Consider the following 19,095-nt stretch of genomic DNA (forward strand, 5'->3'; position numbering starts at 1 on the left):
TTGTCCAACTACTCGATTATGCGCTTAGCTTCTAAAAACTTAGCACTCCAATAACCGCTATTTAAACTATCAATACGGACACCTTTACGACTATTGGCAGCATGAACAAAAAACTTATTACCGATGTAAATTCCCGTATGACTCACTTGCCCCCTTTTACCTGTGGCAAAAAATAAAACATCACCGGGTTTTAATTTACTTTTTGACACAACCTTGGGTGCGTCGATCCTTATCATTTGGCGTGTCGATCTGGGTAGCTCAATCCCGGCTTCTTTACCATACAGATAACCGACAAAACCGCTACAATCAAATCCTTTCGTCAAAGACTCACTACCATAACGATAAGGCTTACCTACTAAGCTATACGCATGAGAAATAATATTATTAATAACAGGTGAGTTACTGGGCTTTTTAGCCAGATTCACATCACTTTCAGATCCGTAAAACACTTGCTTAACGCCAAATAATGACGTATTTATTACATTACCTTGCTCATAAAAAAGCTCACGATTAAGTGATACGTCAAACGGTGAGCTTGGCGTAGGATATGTAACATAAGATGGCGGTGGAGGTTTACTCGAACAACTCGCCAAACCCAAACAAACACATAATAGAAATAACTTCTTCATTTCACTCAAGCCCCTACAACAACAACTCTTTGAATCAAATGAGAGCAGCTGACAATGCTAAACCAATGAATTTAAAATGGCAATCATTATACCCAAACTTCGCATAATGCAAAGTTTTTAGTTCAGGAATTTGTTACGAAACAATATTAAAAGCGAAGAATTTAAATAAAAATAAGGAGATACAGATCTCCTTATTCGACTAGTTTTTTGTTGCAGCGAGAGCCTGCGTTAAATCAGCTAAAATATCATCAATATGCTCAATCCCCACAGAAAGGCGAATCATATCTTGGCTTACCCCAGCTCGCGTCAATTCATCTTCACTTAGTTGACGATGTGTTGTCGATGCAGGGTGACACGCTAATGAACGAGTATCCCCAATATTAACTAAACGCAATACAAGTTTTAATGCATCAATAAATTTTGCACCCGCCTCAAAACCACCTTTAATACCAAATGATAAAATAGCTGCAGGGGTTCCATTCATGTATTTCTTGGCTAAAGAATATTCTGGATTGTTTTCTAAGCCAGCATATTTAACCCAACCTACTTGCGGGTGTTGCTCTAAAAACTTTGCAACCTTTAATGCATTCTCACAATGGCGTTCCATTCTTAGTGGGAGGGTTTCAACACCTTGCAGTAATTGAAAAGCATTAAATGGCGAAAGCGCAGCCCCCATATTACGCAAAGGAATAACACGGCAACGAGCTATATAAGCTGCTTCTGCAAAAGTTTCTGTGTAACTTACCCCATGATAAGAAGGATCAGGATTAATTAACATAGAAAAGCGTTCTGGATACTGATGCCAAGGGAACTTGCCAGAATCAACTACCATCCCACCCAAACTGGTACCATGCCCTCCAATATATTTGGTTAACGAGTGCACCACAATATCTGCACCATGCTCAAATGGACGACAAAGTACAGGGCTGGCCACTGTATTATCAATCATCAACGGAATACCGTGGCGATGGGCAATAGTTGCTAAGGCTTCAATATCAACAATATTTCCTGATGGATTACTGATCGTTTCACAATAAACTAACTTAGTGCGTGCATCAATCAACCCTTCCAATGCTTTAAAGTCATCATGAGGGGCAAAACGTGTTTCTACGCCAAAACGTGGCAATGTATGCGCTAATAGGTTGTAAGTACCACCATAAAGCTTAGCAACTGAGACAATATTGTCCCCAGCCTCTGCGATAGTTTGAATAGCTGCTGTAATAGCAGCCATGCCTGAAGCTAAAGCTAACCCACCGACACCACCTTCTAATGCAGTCACCCGTTCTTCCAATACGGCGTTGGTAGGGTTAGTAATACGCGTATAAATATTACCCGGCACCGCTAGATTAAATAAATCAGCGCCATGCTGTGTATCATCAAAAGCATAAGAAGTTGTTTGATAAATCGGTACGGCAACTGCATGCGTTGTAGGATCAGGCTTATAACCCGCGTGAACGGCTAACGTTTCAAACTTCATGGTATTAATCCCTATGTAAAATAACCTTAATAACCTTCATTATTACAGCAACATGGATGAAAGTGAATAAAATAATGTTAAGAAATAAATAAACTCAACGTATAATCTATCATTATTATTTTATTTTCTAGATAATAATACCTTATCTGTGCTTAACTATTTTTTAAAGGTAAATAACTTTTTATGAACAATGCTCGCTTATTGTCTATTAACTTAGCTAGTGTCATCATTGTTGGGCTAAGCCTATTGCTTATATTGCCTTTAAAACTTCTTCCTTGTTTAATTGCAGGGCTTTTGACTTATGAAATCATTGTCTCACTTACCAATATTTTCAAGCAACGTATTGAAAGTAGAGTTGCCCGTATTCTAGCAGTTGGCCTACTGACGATTATTGTTATTACAGGTTTAAGTTTTGCTTTTATGAGTACTTTTTCTTTTTTAATGCATGAAGCTAATCACCCCGAACAACTGTTAAAAAAGCTATTGTTAATTATTGAAAAAGCTCGAAACCAATTACCGGAAAATATTGATCAATTTCTTCCTGCTACAGCTGAAGATATTAAAAGAAATATTAGTCAGTTCATTATGGGACATCTAGAGGAATTAAGAACTTTTGGTAAAGGCGCCGCCCACTTATTTGTCACCGTTTTAATTGGCATGATATTAGGCGCTATCATCGCATTGCAGCCTTCCCCTAATCCTAATACATTAAAGCCTTTAGCTGCCCGCTTATTTACAAGGGTTAATCGTTTAGCTAAATCATTTCACGACATCGTGTTTGCACAAATTAAAATATCAATGCTAAACACTTTTTTTACAGCAGCTTTCTTATTGATTGTGCCGCATATTTTTGGCGAACATCTACCCCTCGTCAAAACGCTAATCTTAGTTACATTCTTTGTTGGGCTAATTCCTGTCATCGGTAATCTAATTTCTAATACTGTTATTTTTATTGTGGCCCTTTCCGTTTCATTCTGGGTGGCAAGTTGCGTACTGGTCTACTTAATCCTCATTCACAAGCTAGAATACTTTCTAAATGCCCGAATTGTGGGTGGGCAGATTCGTGCACGAGCATGGGAGCTACTACTGGCCATGCTCGTATTTGAGGCTGCTTTTGGGTTGGCCGGCGTTATCGCCGCCCCTATTTATTATGCTTATCTAAAAAGTGAACTACGCGCTGAAAAACTGGTTTAATCATACTCCCCTCATTTATGAGTTAATTATGTAGATGATATTAAACAAGTGAAACGATTTATTCTTATTTTGATTTATTTATGTTCTAGTAGCCTGTATGCTCAAACAGATCAACAGCTATTACTATTACAAGCAATGTCTGCTGACTGGAAAGTAGGACAAGTGGTTGCCACTAAAACAATAACTCCTCGTAATAAATACACTGCAAATATTGAACGACGCTTTCTTGGAGTAACGCCAGAAGGTTACTATAAAGTACAAGAATTTTATATTGATATTGGGGCCCCTTTTTTCTATAAAAAATACCCTAAAAATACGCCTTATACTTCTGCTTATAACCTAATCAATATTGAAGATGTAATCCGTTCACAATTTTACAATGATTCCCCCAAACAGCATAAGCCATCTATTCAGGGCAGTTATATCTTGTACGATGACAATGGCAAAGTCGATATAGCTGGGCAATACGATCATGGAAAAAAGATAGGTTTTTGGCGCTATTACTTAGAAGATAAAATATATAGCACAAAACAATATAAAGAAGACCGACTCATCAAAACCATTGATCATCACTACTACGAATAAGATAGATAAAACACTAAAAAAATAAATTAAGACGGCTATTTATAATATTTTAATGAACGTAATTAATGCATCAAATAAAATAAAAAGCCCATATAAACAAGCAATATGGGCCCAGAAATCCAATAGTTAAACTAAACTTTTATTAACCACTTCATACACATCACTCGACAACTTATCGGCAGCCATAATACGTTCTAATTCAGCTTTCATAAGTTGTTGACGTTCTTCATCATACTTTCTCCAACGGGTCAACGGAGTAAGTAAACGAGAAGCAATTTGTGGATTCATCGTATTTAACGCCAACACTTGATCAGCTAAAAACTGATACCCTGCTCCTGTCTTCTGATGAAACCCTGTCAAATTATTATTAGCAAACGCACCAATTAATGAACGTACTTTATTAGGATTCTTAATCGTAAAAGCCTCATGTTTCATTAATTCAACAACACGCGCTAAACTATCCCCTGCTTGACTATTTGCTTGTACTGCAAACCATTGATCAATCACTAAAGGATCATTTGCAAATTGCTCATAAAAATCAACCAAAGCTTGTTGTTTTTCAGATTCATATGGTGAGTTAACTAAGTTAGTTAAAGCCGCTAACTGTTCTGTCATATTATCACTGTGTTTGAACTGATCTAAACACAATGTTAACACCTGAGGATCATCTGTTAACATCAAATATGATAAAGCCATATTTTGTAAACTACGGCGTGCAATATGATCAGCTGTTGCTCGATAGGCTTCTTGCTGAGAAACTGCTCTATTAGCTTGATAATGAGTTAAGAACTGACCTTTTAAATTATTAGCTAACTGCTGACGGATAAATTGGCGAGCAGCATGAATAGCATCAGGGTCAGCCACCTCACTAATTTCTACTAAGTAGTTTTCAGCAGGCAATGATAGCATTTCTGCCACCATCGCTTGGTCTAATGAGCTGTCGGCTAATAAAGAAGCATAGGCTTTTTCTAAACCACTATCCAATACCATTGGATTGCCCGCTTGATAATTCACTACCTGCTGTTGAATAGCCTCAATAGCTAAACGCTGGCTAGCATCCCAACGGTTGAAACCATCATTATCGTGCTGCATTAAAAATAATAAATCATCTTTACTGTAGGCAAATTTCAATTTAACTGGAGCAGAAAAATCTCTTAATAACGAGGGAACAGGCTTTTCACCTACATTAGCAAAGGTAAAAGTTTGCTCTGCTTCCGTAATCAATATTACATCACCAACTAATGTACCTTCACCGACTAACTGCAAAGGTAAATCTTGACCTTGTTTATTTAATAACCCCATCTTAACAGGAATAACAAAAGGCTGTTTTTCCTCTTGATTAGGTGTGGGTGGGCAAAATTGCTTAAAGGTTAAATGGTATTGTTTAGTAGCCGAATCATAACTTTCCAATACTTCAAGTTGTGGTGTGCCTGCTTGGCTATACCAACGTTTAAACTGGGTTAAGTCAATAGCATTCGCATCAGCCAAGGCTTTTACAAAATCATCACAAGTAACCGCCTGACCATCGTGGCGCTCAAAATATAAATCTGTTCCTTTTCTAAACCCTTCTTTCCCAAGCAAAGTGTGCAGCATACGTATAATTTCTGCACCCTTTTCATAAATAGTCACAGTATAGAAGTTAGAGATTTCCATATAAGCATCAGGGCGAATAGGATGTGCCATTGGCCCTGCATCTTCAGCAAACTGATGCGTACGTAAAAAAGCTACATCTTCTATGCGTTTCACCGTACGTGAATTCATATCTGCTGTAAACTCACTGTCTCTAAATACCGTAAAGCCTTCTTTGAGCGATAACTGGAACCAATCGCGGCAAGTCACACGATTACCTGACCAGTTATGAAAGTACTCGTGCGCCACCACACCTTCTACTCGTTGATGCGCCATGTCGGTTGCTGTTTCTGGGCGCGCTAATACACAACTGGTATTGAAGATATTTAGCCCTTTGTTCTCCATCGCCCCCATGTTGAAATCGCTGACCGCAACAATCATAAAAATATCAAGGTCGTACTCCCTACCGTACACTTCTTCATCCCAACGCATAGAGTTTTTTAGGCTCGTCATTGCATGGTTTACTTTATTAATATTTTCGGGCTCAACGTAAATACGTAAATCTACTTTGCGTTGATTCATGGTTGTAAAACTGTCTTCAACACACCATAAATCGCCTGCGACAAGGGCAAATAAATAAGCAGGCTTCTTAAACGGATCTTGCCACGTAGCCCAATGACGATCATCCTCTTGTCCACTTGCAATCTGATTACCATTAGATAATAAAATAGGATAGCTTTGTTGGTCAGCCTCAATGGTAGTCGTGAACTTACTCATCACATCAGGACGATCTAAGTAATACGTGATTTTCCTAAACCCTTCTGCTTCGCACTGCGTACAAAACATAGTATTAGATTTATACAGGCCTTCTAATGCCGTATTCGTCTCAGGGTGAATACGTACTGTAGTCTTTAAAATAAAACTATTTTTATTAGGTTGTAATGTTAGGCTCTTATCATCCACTGTGTAGCTATTACTATTAATAACTACATTATCCATTACCACAGTCAAAAGCTCTAACTCTTGCCCATCCAACACAAGCTCGGGTAATTCATCAGACTGTTTGTCTGGGTTACGACGAATATGTAACTCAGCATGAACCATTGTAAAGTTTTCAAACAATTCAAACTTTAAATGTGTTTCATCAATTAAATAGTCTGGTGCTTGATAATCTTTTAAATAAATAGTTTTAACCGAGTTACTCATTAAGAAATTCCCTCACAATTACGTGAATAATTTAATTTTTTACAATTAGTTTTCTATCTATTGTATAGAAACACTGACATGATAAGCCGTATACTTACGTATATTGATAGCACCTGTATCTAACAGTAAGTATTGCCCTTTTATCCCCTCTAACTTACCTTCCACCAATAATTGTTTATCTAAATTGTGGCTGATTATTTTAGTTGGATATCGTTCAACTGGGTAGCATAATTCTGTAACTAATTCAGTTTCTATAGGCTGTATCGCCTGAATACCAAATAACGCCTGTAGTTTAGCCACTATTTTATAAGTATTAGATAACAATCGATTACGTTCAGTAACTAAATCAAGAGGAGGAGCATCACCTTGTAATAAGGTACGCCAATTAGTTTTGTCTGCCACAAACGCTTTTAAAGAATCTTCAATTAAACCTGATTGTTGGCGCGTTGCAACCCTAAACATAGGTATTGCTTGTACTGCCCCTTGATCGATCCAACGGGTAGGGATTTGACTCGCTCGGGTAATCCCAACTTTTAAGCCAGAAGAGTTTGCTAAATAAACAATATGGTCTGTCATGCAAAAGGCTTCACCCCAAGCACTATCACGACAAGTCCCATCTAAATAGTGACACTTTTCTGGACTCACTATACAAAGATCACATTGAGGTAATGTTTTAAAACAATGGTAACAATACCCCTGCCCATAGCTTTTAGACGTTGTAGCGTCACACCCTTGGCAAACAATATCCCCTTCGAACTGAATTCTTATAGTTTTACCTAAACAGTCATTCAATAATATTTTTTGCACACCAACACATAAATGATAATAAACTGTTTTATTATCAGCGCTTAATGGAGCAACTTGCATTTTTTGTAATATCCCAGTGACTGGGTCAGTATAAGGCATCAATCTATCGTCTTACTTTTAATGATCTGCTCATCGTTATGATTATTCGATTTACAACCTGCACTATCAATAAATCCTGTGTGTTGCTCTTTAGGCAAGTTTTTTGTTTCCCATGCAATAATCGCCTGTAAGCAGTTTTCTTTCTGCTCTTTTGTGAGTGCAAGACCGTTAGGCCATTTACCCAACTCAACAGACTGCTTTAAATTTTGATAGATCTCCGGAGTGATTTTTTCAATCATTTGTGCATAGGATGTCATAAAAAATAGTACCTACGTTATATTTTGAATCATTATATTATTTATTAGTCTATTATGAGCATGCAATTTTAACAAATATAATATAGTATTTTAAAACTTTTATTTTATAATGATTTAAACAAAAATATATTAAAACGCTAAAACCTCTAATAATCAAAAACTAAAGTTTAATAATAAAAATTAAACGACAAGGAGATATTATGGCTGACCACAAAGCTACGCTGACCTTTGAAGACGGTTCAAACCTTGACCTACCTATCATTAATGGCACACTAGGCGCTAAAGTAGTAGACGTTAGAAGTCTTGCATCAGTTAATCACTATACGTATGACCCTGGTTTTATGTCAACTGCTTCATGTGAATCAAAAATTACCTATATTGATGGCGATAAGGGTATTTTACTTTACCGTGGTTATCCTATTGAACAATTAGCTGAACATTCTGAATACCTTGAAGTTTGCTATCTTCTATTAAATGGCGAACTACCTAACGCTGAGCAAAAGAAAAAGTATGAAGATATTATTCATAACCACACCATGGTTCATGAACAAATGAAAAGCTTCTTAAATGGCTTTCGACGTGATGCTCATCCGATGGCTGTTATGTGCGGATTTGTCGGAGCATTTTCAGCGTTTTATCATGACTCATTGGACATCAATAACGCGACTCACCGTGAAATTGCCTCTAATCGCTTAGTGTCGAAAATGCCAACTATTGCGGCAATGGCTTATAAATATTCCGTCGGTCAACCCATCATTTATCCTGATAACAAGCTTGATTATGCCGCTAATTTTTTACACATGATGTTTAGTACACCTTGTGAAAAAACCGAAGTTAATCCTATTTTAGCCAAAGCGATGGATAAAATATTTATTCTTCATGCAGATCATGAGCAAAATGCCTCTACTTCAACCGTTCGCTTAGCAGGGTCTACGGGGGCCAATCCTTTTGCATGTATTGCTTCGGGAATTGCTGCATTATGGGGACCTGCACACGGTGGCGCTAACGAAGCCGTTCTTTCTATGCTTGAAGAAATTGGTGATGTAAAAAACATTGAAAAATTCTTAGCCAAAGCTAAAGATAAAAATGATCCTTTTAAACTAATGGGCTTTGGGCACCGCGTTTATAAAAACTTTGATCCCCGCGCTAAAGTACTCAAAAAAGCGTGTGATGAAGTGCTTAATGAACTCGGTATTAATGATCCTCAGTTAGAACTTGCAATGAAACTTGAAGAAATTGCACGTAATGATCCTTACTTTGTTGAACGTAACCTTTATCCAAACGTAGACTTCTACTCAGGTATTATCTTAAAAGCTATTGGTATTCCAACCAGTATGTTTACCGTTATTTTTGCCATCTCGAGAACAGTTGGCTGGATTGCACACTGGAAAGAAATGCTATCTGAACCTTACAAAATCAGCCGTCCTCGCCAGCTGTATACAGGCCATACAGAACGCGATTACATACCTGTTAACCTACGTAAATAACTTAAACGCAAATAAAAAAGCCTGCTAAATGCAGGCTTTTTTTATAAGTAATGGCCTATTATCATCAGCTAACCATCTACTTTTGAATCTTTAGCCAAAAAGTAGTAAAGCGCACTACCAACAAACACACCAATAAACCAGCTAAAGTTAGCCAACTCTTTCAAGTGAGGAATAAGAATGATAGCAACTCCCACAACCACAGAAAGAATTAAAGCAATAATCGCTCTTGGATTAAAACCACCTCTATACCAATAGGGCTGCCCCGGTTGATCACTAAAAAGGGCATCAATATTAATTTTCCCTTTGCTGATGAAGTAATGTTGTACTAATAAAATACCAAATAAAGGGCCAATTACCGCCGCAAGGACATCCAGTGTATAGTGAATAATCTCTGGTGAGTTAAATAAATTCCAAGGGGTTACTAATACAGAACCAACGGCCGCAATTAAGCCACCTGTTCTAAAGCTTATTCGCTGTGGCGAGCAATTAGAGAAATCAAAAGCAGGTGATACAAAGTTAGCCACAATATTAATGCCTATCGTTGCAATAACAATAGTTAAAACACCGATAGCTATCACTAAGCCATTACCCATTCTTGAAACGGTTTCTAAAGGGTCTTTAATCATCTCACCAAATAAAGGAACAGTACCCGATACAATAACTACCGTGATCACAGAGAATAATAGAAAGTTAATAGGTAATCCCCAAAAATTTCCCTTTTTAAGCTCGTCCATACTTTTCATATAACGTGTGAAGTCGCCATAATTGAGCAAAGGACCCGAAAAGTAAGAAACAACTAACGCAATGGCCATCAGCATAAACCAGAACTGTTCGCCCATTGATAGCACTTTATCACTTAATGTAAAAGAAATATTAGAAGGGCCGACTTGATACACAATCCACCCCGCCAATAAAAACATAACAACATAAACGGCAGGTCCCGCAAAATCAATAAACCGTTTTATAGTCTCCATGCCATACCAAAAAACAACTGCTTGAGAGAACCACATGGCAACAAAGCAAAACCAACCTAAACCAGATAATCCCAACCATGACATTTCATTTAAATAACCTAACTCAGGAAAAAATTTAAGTAAAACAATCATTAATCCATGAGAGGCTAAATAAGTTTGAATACCATACCAAGCAACAGCAATAAGACCTCGTGTAACTGCTGGAATATTCGCACCAAATACGCCAAAGGCCTGACGACATAATACTGCGACAGGAACACCAGACTCCTGACAAGGCTTTGCCATTAAATTAGCGAAAAACAGCACAATACAAATGCCAATGAGAAGGCAAAGCAATACTTGCCAACCTGCTAATCCAAAGGCAAAAAGGCTAGCAGCGACAATATAACCACCAACACTATGCACGTCTGACATCCAAAAACTAAACATATTATACCATGTCCAGTTTTTGTTTTGAGCAGGTGCTAAGTCTGCATTATAAAGCCGTGGACTATAAGAACGTTTGTCATTAGGTGTCATGTGCTGCTCAGACATAATTAATAATTCAACCTCATGTTATAAAATTTCTTAGCTCTAAATTTGTAACTATTCATTAAACCGAAAATAATAAACTAAAAATATTTTTTTTAATATTAAAAGTTTTATTAAAAATAATTTTTCAATAACAAATAAGGATAATAAATAGCATTTAACTCTTTTTTATCCTAACAAATGCTATCTATAATTTATGATATAAAAAAGCCCTTCTGATTTTTATACATTAAGCCTAATAAAGATAAATAACTAATAAAAAATTAACTCACACCGACCAATAAAAGAGAAATTCTCTTATAATACTCAAACTTTGATACACTATCACTATACTTAAAAAAATGAGGCCACTAATGGTACGTATATTCTTAGCACTATCAGGTTTGTTTGGTTGTTCATCCGTTATTTTAGGTTCATATGCTTCACATGGTTTAAAATCTATCTTATCTGCTGAACAAATTTTAACGTTTAAACTCGGCGTACAATACCAAATGTACCATGCCATCGCCTTATTAGCAGTTGCTATACTTTGCCATCTCTTTACTAGCCGTCTCATTAAAACTGCGGGTTGGCTTTTTGTTATTGGTATCCTATTTTTCTGTGGAACACTCTACTCCATAACTTACTTTGGATTACCGAATTATAAAACAGCTCCCATTGGTGGCTTTGCATTTATATTTGGTTGGCTATTACTATTGATTGCTGCTTGGAAATTACCCATAAAACAACCTCGTATGGAGTAATAGATTACAATGAACATTTATATTAATGAAAAACCTCATGTACTGACTGCACCGACAACCCTTACCGAGCTTATTGAACAACTAGGGCTAACGGGGAAACGTATTGCTATTGAACTCAACCAAGAAATTGCCCCACGCAGCCAATATAGTCAAATCACGTTACAAGAAAATGACCAATTAGAAATTGTACACGCCATCGGTGGCGGCTAATAAAAAAGGAGTGCACATGTCAACAATTACAGATACACCTCTAACTCTTGCGGGCAAAACTTACCAATCGCGATTACTGGTAGGGACAGGTAAATATAAAGATTTTAAAGAGACACAAGCGGCCATTGAAGCCTCAGGGGCAGAAATTGTTACACTTGCTGTACGCCGTACTAATATAGGACAAAACCCTAACGAGCCGAACTTATTAGATATCATCCCACCGAGCAAATACACCATATTGCCTAATACTGCTGGTTGCTTCGATGCCACTGAAGCAGTGAGAACCTGCCGCTTAGCGCGTGAGTTGCTAGACGGACATAACTTAGTCAAATTAGAAGTATTAGCTGATCAAAAAACGCTTTTCCCCAATGTGATAGAAACGCTAAAAGCAGCAGAGATACTCGTTAAAGAAAACTTTGATGTAATGGTTTATACCAGTGATGACCCCATTATCGCACGCCAGCTTGAAGAAATCGGTTGTATTGCTGTCATGCCTCTTGCCGGGCTTATCGGTAGTGGCATGGGGATTTGTAACCCCTATAACCTACAAATTATTTTAGAAGAAGCCAAAGTACCTGTGCTTGTTGATGCAGGTGTTGGCACTGCGTCTGATGCAACCATAGCAATGGAGCTCGGCTGTGAGGCAGTACTCATGAACAGTGCCATAGCCCATGCCAAGCAACCTGTTCTAATGGCTGAAGCAATGAAGCATGCTATTATTGCTGGACGCAAAGCTTATTTAGCGGGCCGTATGCCACGTAAACTCTATGCAACAGCCTCCTCACCTTTAGATGGTTTAATTAAGTAAATCCTTTAGCCCCTCATTATTCCATGAATAATGAGGGGCTTTTTCTAACTATTTTATCATATTACTCTCAGCCTTTCTCACAAAACTTGATAAAGGTGGAAAAATTTCATATAAATAACTTAACAACATAATACCAATTAGAAAACTAAACTACTTAAAAAATGATAATCGCATTGAATATAACCCCTAGCTTTATGACTTTCCTATCCAATGTCTTAAGATACTCTTCTATCAGCCTATCTTTATGAGGTCTTTTCATATTAGCTGTCAATCCATTGAAAAATTGAAATAAATATTACTTAATCGCCTAATTATATGCGCTTATCCACGCTTAATGATAGAATATGTCGCTTAACCTTAAATACATGCCTATTACTATTCAATATACGCAAATTAGCTTAGTTATGACAGAAAAAAATATTCCACTACGCACCATAAAAAGTTTCGTTATTCGCGCAGGCCGCATGACACATGGGCAAAAACAAGCCATTGAAACAGGCTGGCCGCAGTATGGGCTTGAGTTACAACAAGGTTTATTAGACTACAGTGCCATTTTTAAACGCAATGCCCCTGTTACCTTAGAGATTGGCTTTGGCATGGGGCAATCACTATGCACCATGGCTGAGCAAGCACCAGAACAAGACTTTATTGGTATTGAAGTGCATAAACCCGGAGTTGGTGCACTAATTACACTACTACAAGAAAAACAAGTGACGAATGTACGTGTTTTTAACTGTGATGCCATTGAAGTTTTAAATAATAGCATTGCTGATAATAGCCTTGATCGCCTATTACTCTTCTTCCCAGATCCTTGGCACAAAGCACGTCATCATAAGCGTCGAATCGTACAGCCTGAATTTGCTGCACTCATCCGCCGTAAATTAAAACTGGGTGGTATCTTCCATATGGCTACCGATTGGCAACCTTACGCAGAACATATGTTAGAAGTGATGCAACAAGCTGAAGGGTATAGCAACCTCGCACAAGACAATACCTATGTACCTCGCCCATTAGAGAGACCAATAACTAAATTTGAAGCACGAGGTGAGCGTTTAGGCCATGGCGTATGGGACTTAAAATTTCAGCGAATAAGCTAACATGGTAAAGTTCCCTCCCCATACCCAATGGGATGTCTTTTGTAAAGTGATTGATAACTATGGGGATATTGGTGTTTGTTGGCGCTTAGCAAGGCAACTCGCCAATGAACAACAACAGTATGTTCGATTATGGGTAGATGATCTTAAAGCATTTAAAGAAATATGCCCCCATGTGAATACTAATCTTAACAAACAACTAGTAGAGAATATATTCATTTATCATTGGCAAGCCCATTGGCAACCAGTTTCTCCTGCTGATATTGTTATTGAAAGTTTTGCATGCAACCTCCCTGATGACTATATTCAAGCCATGTCACAAGCAAATAAAACTATTCTTTGGGTGAATCTTGAGTATTTAACCTATGAGAGGTGGTCCGTTGATTTTCACGCTATACCCTCTTTACAGTCACTTAATTTAAAAAAATATTTCTTTTTCCCAGGTTTACCTGAAACAGGCGGACTTATCAGAGAACACGCTATTATTGAGCAAGCAATAACTTTTCAAAATGACCCCATAGCCCAGCAGCAGTTTTTAAGCCAATTGCATGTCACTAAAAAACCAAATAGTTTTTTATTGTTTATTTTTAGCTATGCTAATCAAGCTATTGGTGAGTGGCTAGATACCCTCAAGCATGGTGAACATGCCTATCAGCTACTTATTCCACAAACTCCTTTATTAAAAAACTTAGCCGACTACCTCCACATTGATGTTAATACTTTAATACCTGACTATACAGTACAACTCAAGAACTTAACACTACAAATTATTCCTTTTATCACTCAAGTTGACTTCGACAAACTTCTTTGGTGTACAGACTATAATATTATTCGCGGTGAAGACTCGTTTATTAGAGCTCAATATGCAGGTAAACCCATGTTATGGCACATTTATCCACAACGAGAAAAGACCCACCTCATGAAACTAGAAGCCTTTCTTGAACATTATTTAGATGGCCTACCTAGCTCAGTGCAATTAATCATTAAAAACTGGTGGTTTGCATGGAATAATCAAGAAAACTTAGCAGAAAGCTGGCTAGCTTATTGCGAACAAATCTCAATAATTAAAGAACAAGCAAAAAAATGGACCGAAAAACAAAAAACTGTTACAGATTTGATAACAAAACTAGCCAAACTTTATAAAAATTAGCTATTATAGGCAGCTATAAAATATTATTTAAAGACTCATCGGATAATTAACGGATACATTAATGAAAACAGCTCAAGAATTCCGCGCAGGACAAGTCATCAACATCAACAATGCCCCATGGGTGGTGCAAAAAGCTGAATTTAACAAATCAGGTCGTAACTCGGCTGTTGTTAAAATGAAATTAAAAAATGTTTTAACAGGTGCTGTTACTGAAACAGTTTACAAAGCTGATGACAAATTAGAGCCTATTATTTTAGAACGCAAAGAAGTTACTTACTCCTATCTTGCTGACCCAAACTTTGTATTTATGGATAATGAATTCAATCAATACGAAGTGGAAAAAGATGATCTTGGTGATGCGGTGTACTTCATTGAAGATGGTATGCAAGATGTTTGCGAAGCTGTGTTTTATGATGGCCGTGTTATCTCTATTGAGTTGCCTACAACTATCGTTCGTCAAATTTCTTACACTGAACCAGCAGTACGCGGCGATACATCAGGTAAAGTAATGAAAGTGGCACGTTTAAATACAGGCTATGAACTAAAAGTTTCTGAGTTTTGTGACATTGGTGACTATATCGAAATCGATACACGTACTAATGAATACAAAGCCCGCGCTAAAGTTTAATTTCCACTTAAACTTTTAGCGATTTGTCTAAGTAGGGAAGCTACTTAGACAAAAGCTTAATTGTAGCTACGCAAGGATATTCATTTAAACCATTGTAGTATTGAATAAAGTGATTACAGAAAAAAAAATTCTCCGCTTACTATTTTTCTTAGCTATTTATCTTAGTTGCTTAAACATTAATGCACAGAACTATCCTATTGTCTATCAGCTCAAAACTTATTACTCCACTTCGCTTACAATGCGCATAGATGTCGTTACACAACATCTCGGTAAATTTATATTAACCCCATCTAGATTTTGGATTGGTGATAACAGACCGCGTAAAACTGTTTTTTGTGCTGATGATGGACGTGCAATTATTTATAATAGACCAGAAACTTGTCGTCTGATTTCCTGGGAGATTCCTTTTTTTAGAGAACCCATGGAGGGATTAGGAGGTAGAAGTAGAGGAGAATACTACTTTAACAATAACCAATGGCTATTAAAAGAAAGTAATAATTTTCCTCGGTTTGAAAACTACCCAAATGCCTTGGTATGCATTAATCCTAAAAATTGTGTACCCTTGCCTGAAGACAAACCAATCAATGGTGAACTTTTTTTAATATGGGGTAAAACACCAACTACCACTTATGCCAATAATTTAAAATTTAATTTTTTCACAGATAAGCTTGCAGAATCTATTGATAAACAAGCATTGTTAAATAAGATGGTTCCTCATTTAGAATACCTGAATAAATTATTTAACTACTCAAACCCTAACCCTATTAGAGTAGTGATGATAGCAAAAAATGATGGGGACTTTAAAGATGCTGGAGGAACAGCAGCTGATGATGCTTTTTTAATTAACTACTATGTAAAAAATGGCCAACTGATGGATAACTGGGAAAAAAATTTCATAGGTATTTTTTTACATGAATACGTACATATTATAACCCCTTGCAATAAATACCCAAGATGGGCTTGTGAAGGTTTGGCTGACTATTACTCTTACAAAGCGTTAACAAACGGAAAGGTCAATACCAAAGCATTAAAACTGTGGGGAAAATACAAAAATATCGATCCTAATTATCAACTCGGCTTATATGCGATGGATCAGCGATATAAACAAACAGGAAGTTGGGCATTTTATAAATTATTCTATCTCAAGGGAGCTTCCTTTTGGAATGAGCTCGACTTACTACTTCATAAAAAAAATCAAAACCTAGACAACTTTATCCCCTTGATAACCATTGACCCAAGCAGCAAACAAATTGAATTACCAAAAGCTTTTACAGATAAGATGATTGAGATACTTGGAGAGGAAGATTTTAAAACTTTAACGCATTATTATCTATAACTTCAGAAACATAATAAAAGGGGCCTAGGCCCCCTTTTTATCTTATATTATTATTCTTATTTTATTATTTAACTGCCTATTTATTATTTTTATTCTATCAGCTAGTACTTGCTAAATAGCACTCAGTTATTTTTCTTATTGTACCTATATATAAGCATTAACCATGCCAAACTTAAAAAATACAACCATATCAATAAATTGCTAAAAATATAAAATAAGTCTATTACTAACTTGTTACTTTTTGTCACACTCATGTTACTTTATCGTGACAAAATAACCTATTGATGAACACAATTAACCCCTGTCCCTTTGAGACCACAATAACCATTTGGATTTTTGTCTAAATAACGCTGATGATATGCTTCAGCAAAATAAAACACAGGTGCAAACTTAATCTCTGTAGTAATCGCTGTATAGCCTTTTAAAGTCAATTGTTGTTGGTATTGCTGCTTACTTAATAAAGAAGCTTGTAATTGCTCATCGCAAGTACAATAAATGACTGAACGATATTGGCTACCCACGTCATTGCCTTGGCGCATGCCTTGTGTAGGATCATGATTTTCCCAGAAAAGTGTTAATAAATCATTAAAATCGATCATCATTGGATCATAAACGACTAATACCACCTCAGCATGCCCTGTATCACCTGAACATACTTGCTGATAAGTTGGGTTATCAACATCCCCCCCAGCATACCCTACCGCCGTTCCCCATACACCCTTTTGCTGCCATAACAGCCGTTCAACGCCCCAAAAACAGCCCATACCCAAGATCACAGACGTTAAATGCGCTGGCAATTTTTTCAAAACATCATCAGTTAATTGTTTACATAACATAAAAGTTAATCCAAATTAAGTACATCAAGTTGAATAATAGTAACAGACATTATTAAAGTTTTACTTGTACACCTTGTCTAGCCATTTTTTTAATGAATAATTGCTCACGTAATTTGTCATAAACATAGTTAAATACAAAGGTATAAATTAAAAAAAACACCGTTAATCCAAAATCTAGAATAAAAGCCTCTAATAGCCCCATGGATAACCACCAGGCCGCTAACGGTACTGAAATAGCAACAAAACTAAATTCAAATAATATGGTATGTAATATACGTACTTTAATTGTACGCTTAAATCCCATACGGCGCTGTGCCAAATCAAATAGAAAATTAAAAATCATATTACAGAGTAGCGCAATAACAGCAAACATAATGGTTAATACTCCCATTTGACTTACTGACTGCCCCATTAGCAAAGCAGCCATTGGTGCTGTAATCAAAATTGCCAGAATCTCGAACATCAACGCATGAAATATTCTCTCCTTAATACTCCTGTCAGTGGGATCATAAATGATTGAACGTACCATACTAACAACCTTTCTATTTTATAAAGTCGAATACTATCGTTATGTTTTAATACAATAACAATACTCATTGGACTCTATTGTAAAATAATAGAACTATATCACAGTTAAAGAAATCATCATTGAAAATCAAACAAATAAATGGAGGTCCATACAAATAGCGAGATCAGTAATTCACATAATTTTTGAAAATTTGAAGTCTTAATCTAAAGCAAAAAAAGTTTATCCTTACCATAGAATTTAATTTACTCATAGCGTTAAGAAAACACTAAAATAATGACTACTGAAAATGTATTTAAAGTTAACTCAATGAAACTCAAAGCCATAATCTTATTAACAAACTAGCCCATCACTCTTCTAACAAGCTAGATAGATACCTATATTTATTTTATTTTAATACCATAAGGCTCATGAGCTCGGCTTGGTACTTCCCCATTGGCAAGCTGGGTTAAACTCGGAGTTTGATAAGTAATAACTTCAATAATTTGATTATTATGATCAACCATCACTGCCTTAGAAGCGCGTCCTACAAGCTGACTAATGGGGCATTGCTCATACGCCATAATGATGGCAAGGTCATTTTTACTAAACAGATGAGCTGCTGCCCCATTAAGGCAGATTTCGCCAGCACCTATATTACCTGGAATAACATATGTTTGTAGCCGTGCTCCATTGGTAATATTAACCACATCAACTTGAGTATAGGGTAGAATTCCTGTTGCATCTAACAATAAAGGATCTATTGTGATAGAACCCATATAATCCAAATTAGCTTCGGTTACTCGGCAACGGTGTATTTTGCCGTACATAAATAAGCGGGTAGACTCTTGCACAGATGAACCTTTTATAATTTAAGGGTTTAATAAAATACTATTATACCTGCTGTTTTCCATTTAGCCGATAGTTTTATCCATCTCCAGTATCTTCTCCAATTTTATACATTTATCTA

General features: G+C 36.7%; 19 protein-coding genes. 10 read left to right on the top strand and 9 right to left on the bottom strand.

The window, feature by feature from the left end; genetic code table 11:
- Positions 1-8 precede the first annotated feature (8 nt).
- Together DM558_RS08740 and DM558_RS08745 are read right to left on the bottom strand one after the other, a co-directional pair.
- On the bottom strand, positions 9-629 hold the full coding sequence (locus DM558_RS08740) for a C40 family peptidase (protein ID WP_109702079.1): 621 nt from the start codon (positions 627-629) through the stop codon (positions 9-11).
- Positions 630-828: 199 nt separating this feature from the next.
- On the bottom strand, positions 829-2,106 hold the full coding sequence (locus DM558_RS08745) for a bifunctional O-acetylhomoserine aminocarboxypropyltransferase/cysteine synthase (RefSeq protein WP_127163532.1): 1,278 nt from the start codon (positions 2,104-2,106) through the stop codon (positions 829-831).
- A 183-nt stretch (positions 2,107-2,289) separates the two neighbouring features.
- Between DM558_RS08745 and DM558_RS08750 the strand changes: the two genes are divergently transcribed.
- A complete protein-coding gene (locus DM558_RS08750; RefSeq protein WP_127163534.1) occupies positions 2,290-3,300 on the top strand; it encodes an AI-2E family transporter in 1,011 nt (336 codons plus the stop codon).
- Positions 3,301-3,348: 48 nt separating this feature from the next.
- Positions 3,349-3,885, top strand: coding sequence for a toxin-antitoxin system YwqK family antitoxin (locus tag DM558_RS08755; protein ID WP_127163536.1), 537 nt, complete (start codon positions 3,349-3,351; stop codon positions 3,883-3,885).
- Positions 3,886-4,011: 126 nt separating this feature from the next.
- On the opposite strand, the gene pepN is transcribed toward DM558_RS08755, so the two are convergent.
- Genes pepN through DM558_RS08770 form a run of 3 tightly spaced genes read right to left on the bottom strand, consistent with a single transcriptional unit; the run spans position 4,012 to position 7,823 of the window.
- Complete coding sequence (pepN, locus tag DM558_RS08760; RefSeq protein ID WP_127163538.1) at positions 4,012-6,660, bottom strand: aminopeptidase N; 2,649 nt, start codon at positions 6,658-6,660, stop codon at positions 4,012-4,014.
- 57 nt (positions 6,661-6,717) lie between these two features.
- Positions 6,718-7,566, bottom strand: a complete 849-nt coding sequence (locus DM558_RS08765; RefSeq protein ID WP_228411720.1) for a DUF2797 domain-containing protein — start codon at positions 7,564-7,566, stop codon at positions 6,718-6,720.
- Positions 7,566-7,823 carry a YeaC family protein gene (locus DM558_RS08770; RefSeq protein ID WP_127163540.1) on the bottom strand — a complete coding sequence of 86 codons (258 nt, stop codon included), beginning with the start codon at positions 7,821-7,823 and terminating at the stop codon, positions 7,566-7,568. Before DM558_RS08770 ends, DM558_RS08765 begins: the two co-directional genes overlap by 1 nt.
- A gap of 200 nt (positions 7,824-8,023) precedes the next feature.
- Here DM558_RS08770 and DM558_RS08775 point away from each other — a divergent pair, with 200 nt between their 5' ends.
- Positions 8,024-9,310, top strand: a complete 1,287-nt coding sequence (locus tag DM558_RS08775) for a citrate synthase (protein WP_127163542.1) — start codon at positions 8,024-8,026, stop codon at positions 9,308-9,310.
- Between the two features lie 68 nt (positions 9,311-9,378).
- Here DM558_RS08775 and DM558_RS08780 read toward each other — a convergent pair whose 3' ends face one another.
- Positions 9,379-10,803, bottom strand: a complete 1,425-nt coding sequence (locus DM558_RS08780; protein ID WP_407644314.1) for an NCS1 family nucleobase:cation symporter-1 — start codon at positions 10,801-10,803, stop codon at positions 9,379-9,381.
- A gap of 365 nt (positions 10,804-11,168) precedes the next feature.
- On the opposite strand from DM558_RS08780, the gene DM558_RS08785 reads away from it, so the two are divergent.
- The 7 genes from DM558_RS08785 (at position 11,169) to DM558_RS08815 (ending at position 16,784) form a co-directional block, all read left to right on the top strand.
- A complete protein-coding gene (locus DM558_RS08785; RefSeq protein ID WP_127163546.1) occupies positions 11,169-11,558 on the top strand; it encodes a DUF423 domain-containing protein in 390 nt (129 codons plus the stop codon).
- 9 nt (positions 11,559-11,567) lie between these two features.
- Positions 11,568-11,768 (top strand): sulfur carrier protein ThiS, encoded by a 201-nt coding sequence (gene thiS / locus DM558_RS08790; protein WP_177412507.1) that lies wholly within the window; start codon positions 11,568-11,570, stop codon positions 11,766-11,768.
- A 16-nt stretch (positions 11,769-11,784) separates the two neighbouring features.
- Positions 11,785-12,576, top strand: a complete 792-nt coding sequence (locus DM558_RS08795; protein WP_127163548.1) for a thiazole synthase — start codon at positions 11,785-11,787, stop codon at positions 12,574-12,576.
- 404 nt (positions 12,577-12,980) lie between these two features.
- Complete coding sequence (gene trmB / locus DM558_RS08800; RefSeq protein ID WP_228411857.1) at positions 12,981-13,673, top strand: tRNA (guanosine(46)-N7)-methyltransferase TrmB; 693 nt, start codon at positions 12,981-12,983, stop codon at positions 13,671-13,673.
- A 1-nt stretch (position 13,674) separates the two neighbouring features.
- A complete protein-coding gene (earP, locus tag DM558_RS08805; RefSeq protein WP_127163550.1) occupies positions 13,675-14,820 on the top strand; it encodes an elongation factor P maturation arginine rhamnosyltransferase EarP in 1,146 nt (381 codons plus the stop codon).
- Between the two features lie 61 nt (positions 14,821-14,881).
- Positions 14,882-15,448, top strand: a complete 567-nt coding sequence (gene efp / locus DM558_RS08810) for an elongation factor P (RefSeq protein WP_127163552.1) — start codon at positions 14,882-14,884, stop codon at positions 15,446-15,448.
- A 109-nt stretch (positions 15,449-15,557) separates the two neighbouring features.
- Positions 15,558-16,784, top strand: a complete 1,227-nt coding sequence (locus DM558_RS08815; protein ID WP_127163554.1) for a hypothetical protein — start codon at positions 15,558-15,560, stop codon at positions 16,782-16,784.
- A gap of 278 nt (positions 16,785-17,062) precedes the next feature.
- Here the strand turns inward: DM558_RS08815 and msrA are convergent, their stop codons facing one another.
- The 3 genes from msrA to panD all read right to left on the bottom strand — a co-directional run bounded on the left by msrA (position 17,063) and on the right by panD (position 18,979).
- Positions 17,063-17,620 (bottom strand): peptide-methionine (S)-S-oxide reductase MsrA, encoded by a 558-nt coding sequence (msrA, locus tag DM558_RS08820; RefSeq protein WP_127163556.1) that lies wholly within the window; start codon positions 17,618-17,620, stop codon positions 17,063-17,065.
- Between the two features lie 52 nt (positions 17,621-17,672).
- A complete protein-coding gene (locus DM558_RS08825) occupies positions 17,673-18,149 on the bottom strand; it encodes a multidrug/biocide efflux PACE transporter (RefSeq protein WP_127163557.1) in 477 nt (158 codons plus the stop codon).
- Between the two features lie 380 nt (positions 18,150-18,529).
- Complete coding sequence (panD, locus tag DM558_RS08830) at positions 18,530-18,979, bottom strand: aspartate 1-decarboxylase (protein WP_127163559.1); 450 nt, start codon at positions 18,977-18,979, stop codon at positions 18,530-18,532.
- Positions 18,980-19,095 lie beyond the last annotated feature (116 nt).

The sequence above is a fragment of the Entomomonas moraniae genome, from assembly GCF_003991975.1.
Taxonomy (GTDB): Bacteria; Pseudomonadota; Gammaproteobacteria; order Pseudomonadales; family Pseudomonadaceae; genus Entomomonas; species Entomomonas moraniae.